Consider the following 11,444-nt stretch of genomic DNA (forward strand, 5'->3'; position numbering starts at 1 on the left):
TTACTGGTGGCTTGTTCTGGCCCCTGACAACGGAGATGCTCGCAATGAATAGCCCGAAAGAAGCATTCGAGAAAGCCCATCGTGCTCGCCTGGAGGCGCGCAAAGTTCGTGGCAAGGGCGCGGTGATCATGATTGAGCCCATTATTGAGAACCCGGACGATGTGCTGGCGGATAAGGCAGACAACACAGTTAAAGCGTCGGTGTTGAATGACCCGAATGCGGAGCTGGCGATCTTCATTCCCAAATGGATAAACCTCCCGGACCCAATCGATGGGCAAGACAACTTGAATGTATTCCACACGATTGGCGCGTTCGTAGAGGAGATCTATGCGGGTACCTTTGACCAGTCCAATGCGGATGAACTGCCACTTCGTCTGATGTTGGACAAGGCAGCAGAGGAATACGGTGCTGATGGGGCGCACCACTTTTACTATGAAATTACCTCGTTCTACGATGGGGCAACCTACACCTCCGATCCGGTGACGCTGATTTTTGACCGTATCGCTCCCAACCATGGCAGGGCTCCGGAAGCCGTGCCGGCTGTTGCTGAAGTGATCGATGGCAACGTCGCGTCCGTCGGCATTCTGCTCCCGGATTATCCGGACCGTGCCGAGAAGGATGTCGTCTACTACTACTGGCTCGACAGCGTTCCCGATGATGTTGAAGGCATTACTCCGGCAGGGCAGGCCGAGGTCACTGCGGCCGGTCAGAGGCTGACCGTTCCTGAAGCTTTGATCAAGTCAGGAGGGGATGGTGAGTGGTTTGTTGTGTATGTGCTGGTGGATAAGGCCGGCAACATCGGCCATGTGTCCAAACCCACGGGCGTTACGGTGGCGCTGGGCGCAATGCCGGCAAACCTCAAGGACCCGCTGGTGCCGCTTGCTGCCGATGGCCTGGTCGATCGGCTGGATGCGGCGCAGGGTGTTCAGGTGCATGTGCCGCAATACGATAACTGGAAAGCGACCGATGAGGTCAGTGTTTCATGGGCGGGCTCGCCGCTTGGCCGACGGACGATTGGCGAAGGGCAAACGTTTCCACTGGTCTTCAGCGTAAGCCTTGAGGTATTGCGGCGCGAATATGGCACACCCGCCCAAGGTACCAAGGAAATGGCTGTCGGTTATGAGGTGTTGCGAGGTGGCAAGCCCCGCGGTAACAAGAGCATTGCCGTTGATGTGAACTTCGAGACATTCGGGCCGGTGGACCCCGGCCCCGACCCGGACCCGCAATGGCCTGACCCGGTCAACCCACAGCTGCCGCTATGCGATGTGTTCGGCGATGGGTCGAGTCAGCCGAATATGCTGCTCCCTGCGCACGATGGTAAGGATGCCACGCTCAAGGTCGAACTCTATGAGGGCCTTGCCAAGGACGATCTCGTAGAGTTCTTCTGGGGCGGCACCCTCATCACGGAAGCCAGCTACACGGTAAAGGCTGCCGATAAAGCGGGCGATCCGCTCGTGCGGCCGATTCCCTGGCCTTACATCCACCAGACGGGTAACGGTGCAGTGGCCGTGCATTACCAGCTAACCCGCGTCGGCGTTCCGAACAAGCCCACGTCGGCTGACCAACAGGTGGCGGTGAGTGCAATTGTGGTGCATCCAGACGAGCCCGAGTTCCAAGGTGTCGGAGCAAACGGGTGGCTGAGCTGTCAAGCGCTTAAAGATCCGGACGATCTCCTATTGCCCGCGGCGATACGGATCAAGGTCGGAGACCTCAGCCAGTATGGCCTGAAGGATGACGACCAGGTGACCATGCACTGGAAGCTGCTGCATGCGCAAACCGGCGATGAAGAGGTTCTGACCTGGGAGCAGGAGATCACACTGGGTACAGCGTACCCGGTAAGTGGCTTCACTTGGCGGGTCGAACCGTACGACGACTACATTCTGCCGCTGTACGAGTTCGATGTAGATGAACACAAAGGGCGGGCTTTCTGCTGGTACACATTCCAGGACCCTGCCCGCCGTAATCAAGGTCTGGATGCCTTGATCATTTCGGACATCGCTGAGCAGAAGATTGCGATGGAGAACCCCTTCGGCCCGTGTCCAGTGTTCTTCAATCGCTGAAAAATATCGGCTAACGCCCCCATCGCGACTGCTTAATCAGACTTTTCCGACATAACTAGTCGGCTGGTTTGTATAGCTTTGCCGTCTTTTCTGGCGACCTGTGTCCAGGTCGCTGGCTTCGAACCAGAAGAGGTGTTGCCTGATGTATCCATGTAGTTATCGCCCTGTTTCCCATGCGACCCGGGTTTTGGCCTGGGGCGTGATGGCCCCTTTGGCACTTGCGATGAGCCCAATGGCAGCGGCTACGACGCCCGTCACGGGAGAGCGAGTGATCGGCCCTTCGACCCCGGTCGATGACTACAGGCTGAACGACGGCGCATCATTGATCTCCAGGGGCGCTACCATCGACTACGTGGTGGCGCGGTCCAGTTCCACCTTCAGCATGAGTGGCGGCACGATCAATGCCACCGGTAGCCACGACGGTGTACAACTGATGGCTGGCAGCAGCACGGTGGTGGAGGGGGGCGCATCAATCAAGGCTGACCTTTATGGCATTCGCCTCGGCCGCGCCGGCGATACCGGGGCATCGGCGACGGTCAGCGACAGCCATGTACAAGGGGGTAGAGGTGCAGCCTATGTATCCTCAGCTTCCACCCTGACAGTGCTGCGCAGCACGTTTGTTGGCGAAGGCAGCAGTGCGGCGGTGGACCTGTTCGGCAGTGGCAAGCTCAATGCCCAGGACAGTGTGTTCACTGGCGGCGGCGCGGGGATGCGATTGTTTGGTGACACCACGGGTGGCGCAGCCGAAGTGAACCTGGTGGGTAGCCGAGTGGAAGGCTTGACTGGCCCGGCGATTGTCGTGGGCAGTGCGTCAGTGCCGGCCCTCACGGCCAACATCGTGGTAGGCCCGGGCTCCAGTCTGGTGGGCGGGAATGACGTGTTGATGCAGGTCGTGGGCGGGTCGACGGCCAACCTGCGCGTCGATGCTAGCCAATTGGTGGGTGATGTAGTCGCCGAGGCGGGTTCCACCGCTAATCTGACACTTGAGAACCAAGCCAGCCTGACCGGCCGCCTGGAGAACGTCGCCGGGCTTACGCTCAACAGCCAGGCACGCTGGAACATGGTGGAAGACAGCCAGGTGGGAGCCTGGCAATGAACGGTGGCTCGGTGCGCTTTGGTGAGCCAGGGCAGTACCAGCGCCTCACCCTGGGCACCCTGAGCGGCAACGGTACCTTCATCATGGACGCCGATTTTGCCAATGGTCAGACCGACTTCCTGGAGGTGGGCACGGCAACTGGCAGCCACACACTGCAAGTGGGCAGTAGCGGCAGCGAGCCTAGCGAGCAGAACTCGCTGCATCTGGTACATGCAGGCGCAGGTGATGCGAGCTTCTCGTTGCTCAATGGGCCGGTTGACCTGGGTGCCTTCTCCTACGAGCTTGTGCAGCGCGGTAACGACTGGTTCCTCGATGGTTCGCGCAAGGTCATCAGCCCAGGTACGGCGGCTGGCCTGGCCTTGTTCAACACTGCACCCACCGTCTGGTATGGCGAGTTGAGCACCCTGCGCACGCGCATGGGCGAGCTGCGGCTGGATGAGCGCAAGTCGGGTGGCTGGATACGTACCTATGGCAACAAGCTCAACGCCACACCTGCCTCTGGGGCCTCGTATTCGCAAGTACAGCAGGGCGTATCGCTGGGCGCGGATGCACCACTGCCCATCGGGGACGGGCAATGGCTGGCCGGTGTGCTGGCAGGCTACAGCAGCTCTGACCTGGATGTGGCGCGAGGGGCCTCGGCGCAGGTCAAAAGCTACTACTTTGGCCTGTACACAACCTGGCTGGATGCCGTCAGCGGTTACTACGTCGATGGTGTGGTCAAACTCAATCGCTTCGATAACAGCACGGAAGTCAACCTCAGCGATGGCAAGCGCAGTGATGGTGATTTCAACAATCACGGGATCGGTGCCTCGTTGGAGTTCGGTCGTAACATCCCGCTGAGCGATGGTTACTTCATCGAGCCTTACACGCAGTGGTCTGCAGTGAGCATTCAGGGCGCAAGTTACAGCCTGGACAATGGCCTGCGCGTCAAGGGTGGCGATACCCGCTCACTGCTCGGCAAGGCGGGTGCGACAGTCGGGCGTAACTTCGACCTGGGTGATGGGCAGTTCGCACAACCTTATGTGCGCATGGCCTATGCCCATGAGTTTGCTACCAACAATAATGCCAAGGTCAACGAACATAAGTTCGACAGCGACTTGTCCGGTTCCCGAGGCGAACTGGGTGTTGGTGTCGCCGTGTCGTTGGCGGAGCGCTGGCAGCTCCACGCCGACTTTGATTACAGCAATGGTGAAAGGATCGAGCAGCCCTGGGGGGCCAACGTGGGTCTGCATTACAGCTGGTGATTCTGAGCGAGGGAAAGCATTGGCTTTCCCTTTTTATGGTTCGTTGGAGTGCAGCTTCATGGTCATCAGCGCCAAGGGTTTGTTCGCAACGTTACGCAACAGGTTGAAGTCTTTCTTCACGTCATCAGGTGGCAATGCGGTGCTGTTGGGTGACAACACGCCACGCGTGCCGCTGATGCTGGAAAACGTGCCCGGTGGTCAGGCAAACCTGCTACCCGTCAGCGCGCTGACGCAACCGCTACGCGTCGATGTGCCGATGTGGCTGAATTCCGACCCTTCTGAGGAAGACCCGGAGTCACTTACATTGTTCTGGAACGGGGATGTCGTCATCCAGAAAACCTGGACTGCGCCGATCCCTGAAGTTGACCTCACGCTTTACGTCCCTGTGGAAAAGCTTGGAGAAGGCACCCCTGTTCTGAGCTATCGGGTTGTCATTTTCAATGGGGAAGTTGGAGACTCCAATCCGCTGACGTTGACGATTGATCGGCAAGCTCCCCTGTTGCCGAATGAAAACCTGTTGCCGCTCCCGCCCGAGGTTATTGCCAATGGTGTGACTGTCGAGTATCTGGAGCAGAACGGCGATGAGTTGTGGGCAACGTTGCCTGCCTACGATGCCCCCGAGGTGGGCGACCGTATCAGCTACTACTGGGACCAGCAGCCAGGTAGTAACGAACTGGTTGACCAGCGTGTGCTCCACCAGGCAGATCTGGAGGCTGGGGGGGACCTCAAGCTGAAGTATACCGGTGAGATGATTCGTGAGCGTGGTGATGGCCCCCGTCACCTGCACTATAAAATCGAAGACCGTGCCGGTAACCAGGGGGCTGCATCGGGTATCAGAACGCTACAGGTGGCGGCGACGATTCCTCCGCGTGTGCTGTCCTGGCCAGAACTGCCGAAGGCAGCGGGCGCGGGAGAGACTGTCGTGCTTGAGACCGACTCTGTAAGGGGGGAGCTGGAGGCACTGGTTCCGGACGATGCGGGTGTAGGTAGCCAGGAGCCTGTCCAGATGCAGTGGGGCGAGCCCGGCAAAGTGGGCGCGGTGACCATTGAGGGTGCGCCGGGTACCCGTCGCTTTCTCGTGCCGCTTGAACATTTGGCCGCACACAGCGGCAAGACCATACCGCTGTATTACGTCGCCTCCAGCGATGAGTCGGCCAGGCGTCAAGTCAGGCTGACGGTGTTCAGGCCTTCTGCGCCGCCGCCGCAGGTCAGGCAGGCGGATACCAGTACATTGAGCCTGCGCGCCGTGCCGACCGTCGCTCACGTTACCCAGGAGCCCTGGTCGCTCATCAGCACCGACCAACGGGTCACGATCAAGGCTGTCGGTCGCAACTCAGCTGGCCAGTCGCAAGCCCATATCGTGGTGGAGCGGCACCCGGTAACCATGGCGGAGATGTCAGCGGGGCTGGGTGCAGGAAGTACGCTTACCATCCCTCGAAGTTTTTTGCTGACGTTGGCCTTGAACAGCAGGCTGACAGTCGAGACGACAGTCAGCCTGGACGGGGGCGAGACCTGGCCCAGCTCGGCAAATTTCGTGCTGCAACTGACGCTGGTCGCTTGATGTGAGTACTAATGGATTTTGCTGGTGTGCTCTTTCGATGTTGCACCGTAATCGTTGAGGATCGAAAACGTCACCTTGGCATTGGGCGTCAGTCGCTTATCAGGTAATGCATAGGTTTGTTCAGCGAAAGGCGCCACCATCGCGGTGGCATGCAGGCTTTGTTCATGCCCGCCGGCATGAATGCGCAGGCGGTTGAACGTGAGATGGTAGGGCGAAGGGTTGTCGACTGCCAGGTGTGGTTTGCCGTTAAGCATTTTCACCGACCATTTCAGCGCCTTGAGGTGATCTTCCGGGCGGCTTTCGAGTTCGCTGGGGCGGTAGAACAGCTTGATGCGGGTGCGCAGCGCGATGTTGAGGATGTTCGCGCCGGTTTTTTCCTGCTGGGGGATCTCCTGTAAATTGAAATAGAACAGTGACTCACGGTCTTTCGGCAAGTCGTTAGGCAGCCGGTTTATCTGAACCATCTGCTCCTTGCCCGGGTCAAGGCGGAACAGTGCGGGTGCTGCAATCATGGGTACGGGGGTGACTGTATCGTCCTGTTCTGTATTGACCCAGGCCTGTGCGGCGAAGGTGCGGTCGCTGGGGTTGGCGACAATCACCGACGAGCTGCGCGAATCGGTGCCGTGGACGATGCGTGTGGTACTGATTGTCAATGCAGCTTGTGCCGCAGGTAGCGTGGATGCCAGGCAGGCCGCAAGCGCGAGATGACGCAAATTCGAGAATCGCTGAATGATGGACATCGAGAGGGTGAACCTTGGTTCGAGGCTTCGTGCATCGGCAGGACCCCAGGTGCTGAGTTGCAGCAGCTGGGGCGATGATCAGTTGATCGCGACTACGTAGGTGATGGTGGTTGCGACCTGACCTTCATCCACCGATGCTGCTGTTGTCTGCAGGCGGGTAGAGAACACCATCTCGGTTGGATCGGAGTCACTCAGCGGGTAATCCATGGACGCCGTGTCTGGATCAAGCTGTGCACCGGTCCGGTCAGAAATCTTCAGGGCCAGGCCACTGGTGTAGCCGAGGCCACTCTGCAGGGCGTAGAGTTTGCCGGTACCGGCCTGGCCGTAAGACGGGGTGAATGTGATGTTGGCCACTGAACCCGTGGGGATGGTGCAGGTAGAGTCAGGGGTGATCCGCAGTGCAAACCCGATTTGCGGGGTTTCCTGACCGGTAGCGGTGAAATCCTTTTTCCTGAAATCACCCAGGTTCACCAGAGGCAGGGGAGTGCCGGTGCCGGGGGTTACGACATCAATAGGGCAAGTACCGCCAGCGCTCACAGTGCCGGTGAAATTCATCGTGCCGGTATTGGCCATGGCCGCGCCGCTGGTCAAACTGATTGCAAGTATGGAGAGTATTTTTTTCATGTGCTTTCCTTGATTAAAACTGCGCCTGAATAAATCTGTGGCATGGGTGACCCGTCGAAGGGCAACCCGCATGCAACGTGAGGCAGAGTAAGGAAGGCACAAGGCGAGGTCTGTAAGGGAAAGTGTGCGTACTGCTGAGATTAAAGGACAGTGTGCCTGAAGGTAGTTGTCAGCGTGGAACGCTGCCCAGAAGCCTGGGCAGCCGTAATCAGGGTTAGTGGCTGGAGCCCCGGTTTGAGAGGTTCAGCAGTTGCTTTTCCTGGTTCCAGTCAAAGGGTTCATCGTTCTGCTCCGCTTCGAAGCGCCGCTCTTCCAATTGCTGGTAAAGGTCCAGCTCCTCGTCAGGCATGAAGTGCAGGCAATCACCACCAAAGAACCACAGCAGGTCGCGCGGCACCAGGTGGGCGATCTGCGGGTAGCGCTGGATCACCTGGCAGATCAGGTCCTGGCCCAGGTACTGGCTTTCCAGCGGGTCTTGCGGCAGCAGGGTCAGCAGTTCGTCGAAGCGTTCGAGGAACAGGGCGTGGCTTTCCTCTGGTACCTGTTCGGCTTCACCCAGGGCTGCCAGGATGGTGCGCAGGTGGTGGAGCAGTTGCAGGTGGTATTCCAGGTGGGGGTTGGCCATGGTGACGGACCTCGGGTGTTGAAACGGGGGGCGGAGTATACGCCGGTTGCGGTAGGGCGTGTAGGCTCGGCGCCCGCCTGATCCGCGTAGGGCCGCAGAGCGGCCCCACAAGCGGATAGCTCAGCGCACTTTGCCCGGCTCGGGCAGCAAGTGCTCTTTGTCGAAGGCATCCACATCGATCACCGCCCGTCGTGCGTTCTCTGCATGTTGCAGCCGCTCCCCCTCCGCAGGCTGCAGTACGCCGCTCTGAACCGCAGCATCAATTGCTGATTGCCCCGGCAGAGGTTGGAGCTTGCCCTCCTTGACGGCCTGATGCAGCGCCTTGTGCAGCGGTGCCGCTTCGCCCAGCAGATCGCTGGCCCGTTGCAAGGCCGCCACCGGGTCGCCTTCGGCCTGCGGCCTGAAGCAGCCCGCGAGCAACTCCTCCAGTGCCGGGTCGCCTTTGGTGCGGCCGATCAGCTCAGCCACTTCGGCATCCAGTTCGTCACTCGGCCCGGTGTGACGGCGCCCGAAGGGGAACACCAGCACCCGCAGCGCACAGCCGACGAAACGGTTGGGGAAGTTGTCGAGCAGGCGGTCCAGGGCTTTTTCCGCCTGGCCGAGACTTTCTTCCATGGCCCAGCGCAGCAGCGGTTGCATGTGCTCAGGTGAGCCCAGATCGTGGTAGCGCTTCAGTGCGGCAGACGACAGGTACAGGTAGCTAAGTACATCACCCAGGCGTGCACTCAGGCGCTCTCGGCGCTTGAGCGCGCCGCCCAGCAGCATCATCGACAGGTCAGCCAGCAGGGCAAAGGCGGCAGCCTGGCGATTGAGCGCATGGAAGTAGCCTTGGCTCAGGGCATCACCCGGCACACTCTCCAGGCGACCCAGCCCCAGGTTGAGCACCAGCGTACTGGCAGCGTTGCCCGCGGCGAACATGATGTGCTTCATCAGCAGGTCGTCGAACTCGCGCAGTGCCTGGTCGCGGTCTTCGCGACCGGCCAGGGCCATCTCCTTGAGTACGAACGGGTGGCAGCGAATGGCGCCCTGGCCAAAGATCATCAGGTTGCGCGAGAGAATGTTGGCCCCCTCGACAGTGATGAAGATCGGTGCCCCTTGCCAGTTGCGGCCCAGGTAATTGTTCGGGCCCATGATGATGCCCTTGCCCCCGTGCACGTCCATGGCGTGCTGGATGCATTCGCGGCCACGCTCGGTCAGGTGGTACTTGAGAATCGCCGACAACACCGAAGGTTTTTCACCGAGGTCCACGGCCTTGGCGGTCAGCAGGCGTGCGCTGTCCATCAGCCAGGCGTTGCCGCCGATGCGTGCCAGCGATTCCTGTATACCCTCGAAAGCAGCCAGCGGTACGTTGAACTGCTCGCGGATGTTGGCGTATTGGCCAGTGACCAGGCTGGTGTACTTGGCGGCACCGGTGCCCACGGCTGGCAGTGAGATGGAGCGGCCCACTGACAGGCAGTTCATCAGCATCATCCAGCCCTTGCCGAGCATGGCCTGGCCACCGATGAGGAAGTCCAGCGGCACGAACACATCCTTGCCGCTGTTGGGGCCGTTCATGAAGGCGGCGCCCAGCGGCATATGGCGTTTGCCGATCTCAACCCCGGGGGTGTCGGTGGGGATCAGCGCCAGGCTGATGCCCAGTTCTTCTTCCTCGCCCAGCAGGTGGTCCGGGTCGTAGGCCTTGAACGCCAGGCCCAGCAGTGTAGCGACCGGCCCGAGCGTGATGTAGCGTTTCTCCCAGTTCAGGCGCAGGCCGATGACTTCTTCACCGTTCCACTGGCCTTTGCAGATGACCCCGGTGTCGGGCATTGCACCTGCGTCGGAGCCGGCCAGCGGGCCGGTGAGGGCGAAGCAGGGAATATCATCGCCACGGGCCAGGCGCGGCAGGTAGTGGTTACGTTGTTCGTCGGTACCATAGTGCAGCAGCAGTTCGGCCGGGCCGAGTGAGTTGGGCACCATTACCGTGGACGCCAGGTCGCCGCTGCGCGTGGCCAGTTTCATCGCCACCTGGGAGTGGGCATGGGCAGAGAAGCCCTTGCCGCCGTATTCCTTGGGAATGATCAGGGCGAAGAAGCCGTGGGACTTGATGTGCTGCCAGGCTGTGGGTGGCAGGTCCATGTCCTGGCCGATCTGCCAGTCGCTGACCATCGCGCACAGCTCTTCTGTTGGCCCGTCGATGAAGGCCTGTTCTTCCTCGGTGAGCTTGGGCGCCGGGTAGTCGAGCAGGGTGCGCCAGTCGGGGCGGCCGCTGAACAGCTCACCATCCCACCACACGGTACCGGCGTCGATGGCCTCGCGCTCGGTCTGCGACATGGGCGGCAGGGTGCGCTGGCACCACTTGAACACCGGGCCGGTGAACACCTTGCGGCGCCAGTCCGGCAGTGCCACCAGGGCGATTTTCAGGGCCAGCACAATCCACAGCAGCGTCAGCAGCCAGCCAGGGGCGCTGCTGAAAATGCCCATCAACAGCACATAGGCCGCCATGATGCCCAGTATCTGCAAGGGCGCCAGGCGCCGGTGCGTAAAATATGCCGCGCCGATCACCAGCACCACCAACCACAACAGCAACATAATCGGTCCTCCTTGGAACCAAGGGCTTGAGCCGTCCCAGACAGCTTAGACGCAACGCTGTGAACGGCCTGTTCAGAACAGTGACAGGGTGTGGCGGTGGGAGTTTCAGTTCATTGTGCGTCTGTGCCCGGCCTCTTCGCGGCGGTTCGACGCCTCGATAAACCCGCTCCCACAGAAATATCGCTGGCTTGACGGTAGTGGTGATCCTGTGGGAGCGGGCTTGCCCGCGAAGAGGCCAGTACAGGCAATAAAACTCTGGAGTAGACTGTTCACCCTCTGCATTCCATAAGGACATTGCCATGCTGAAGATCTGGGGCCGCAAGAATTCGAGCAATGTGCGCAAGGCGCTGTGGGTCGCCCATGAGCTGGGTCTTGATTTCGAATCCATCGACGCTGGTGGCGCCTTTGGCGTGGTCAACGAGCCGCACTACCGTGCACGTAACCCCAACGGCCTGGTGCCGATGCTTGAAGATGGCGACCTGACCCTGTGGGAATCCAACACCATCGTCCGCTACCTGTGCGCCGAATACGGTGCAGAGCAGGGCTGGTACCTGGACGACCCCCGCCAGCGCGCCCTGGCCGACAAGTGGATGGACTGGACCACCTCGTCCTTCGCCACCCCGTTCCGCCCGCTGTTCTGGGGCCTGCTGCGCACCCCTGAAGACCAGCGCGACTGGGTGGCAATCAACGCCGCGCACAAGCAGTGCGCGCAGTTGCTGGCAATTGCCGACGAAACCCTGGCGCACCAGCCGTACCTATCCGGTGACCAGATCGGCATGGGCGACATCCCACTGGGTAGCTTCGTCTACGCCTGGTTCGAAATGCCCATCGAACGCCCGGCCATGCGTCATCTGGAAGCCTGGTACGAGCGCCTCAGGGCCCGCCCGGCCTACCAGGCCGCGGTGATGACTGCGCTGACCTGAGCT

At 60.5% G+C, this 11,444-nt stretch carries 9 protein-coding genes; 5 read left to right on the plus strand and 4 right to left on the minus strand.

From position 1 onward, the window contains the following. The first annotated feature begins 44 nt into the window (after nucleotides 1–44). The 4 genes from BUQ73_RS05835 to BUQ73_RS05845 all read left to right on the plus strand — a co-directional run bounded on the left by BUQ73_RS05835 (nucleotide 45) and on the right by BUQ73_RS05845 (nucleotide 5,961). Nucleotides 45–2,060: a hypothetical protein gene (locus BUQ73_RS05835; protein WP_079227035.1), complete on the plus strand. Its 2,016-nt coding sequence runs from the start codon at nucleotides 45–47 to the stop codon at nucleotides 2,058–2,060. Between the two features lie 268 nt (nucleotides 2,061–2,328). Beyond that, nucleotides 2,329–3,156, plus strand: coding sequence for a hypothetical protein (locus BUQ73_RS28555; RefSeq protein WP_237772744.1), 828 nt, complete (start codon nucleotides 2,329–2,331; stop codon nucleotides 3,154–3,156). Beyond that, entirely contained in the window at nucleotides 3,153–4,400 is a 1,248-nt protein-coding gene (locus tag BUQ73_RS28560) for an autotransporter outer membrane beta-barrel domain-containing protein (protein WP_237772745.1), read from the plus strand. The genes BUQ73_RS28555 and BUQ73_RS28560 overlap by 4 nt, the downstream gene beginning before the upstream one ends. Nucleotides 4,401–4,458: 58 nt before the next feature. Next, a complete protein-coding gene (locus tag BUQ73_RS05845; protein WP_079227036.1) occupies nucleotides 4,459–5,961 on the plus strand; it encodes a hypothetical protein in 1,503 nt (500 codons plus the stop codon). An 8-nt stretch (nucleotides 5,962–5,969) separates the two neighbouring features. On the opposite strand, the gene BUQ73_RS05850 is transcribed toward BUQ73_RS05845, so the two are convergent. The 4 genes from BUQ73_RS05850 to BUQ73_RS05865 form a co-directional block, all read right to left on the minus strand. Further along, nucleotides 5,970–6,614, minus strand: coding sequence for a molecular chaperone (locus BUQ73_RS05850; RefSeq protein ID WP_079227037.1), 645 nt, complete (start codon nucleotides 6,612–6,614; stop codon nucleotides 5,970–5,972). Nucleotides 6,615–6,779: 165 nt separating this feature from the next. Continuing rightward, nucleotides 6,780–7,325 (minus strand): fimbrial protein, encoded by a 546-nt coding sequence (locus BUQ73_RS05855; protein WP_152031511.1) that lies wholly within the window; start codon nucleotides 7,323–7,325, stop codon nucleotides 6,780–6,782. A 214-nt stretch (nucleotides 7,326–7,539) separates the two neighbouring features. After that, complete coding sequence (locus BUQ73_RS05860) at nucleotides 7,540–7,950, minus strand: PA2817 family protein (protein WP_079227038.1); 411 nt, start codon at nucleotides 7,948–7,950, stop codon at nucleotides 7,540–7,542. A gap of 120 nt (nucleotides 7,951–8,070) precedes the next feature. Further along, entirely contained in the window at nucleotides 8,071–10,518 is a 2,448-nt protein-coding gene (locus BUQ73_RS05865) for an acyl-CoA dehydrogenase (protein ID WP_079227039.1), read from the minus strand. 299 nt (nucleotides 10,519–10,817) lie between these two features. On the opposite strand from BUQ73_RS05865, the gene BUQ73_RS05870 reads away from it, so the two are divergent. Next, a complete protein-coding gene (locus BUQ73_RS05870; RefSeq protein WP_079227040.1) occupies nucleotides 10,818–11,441 on the plus strand; it encodes a glutathione S-transferase in 624 nt (207 codons plus the stop codon). Nucleotides 11,442–11,444 lie beyond the last annotated feature (3 nt).

This window comes from Pseudomonas putida, from assembly GCF_002025705.1.
Classification (GTDB): domain Bacteria; phylum Pseudomonadota; class Gammaproteobacteria; order Pseudomonadales; family Pseudomonadaceae; genus Aquipseudomonas; species Aquipseudomonas putida_J.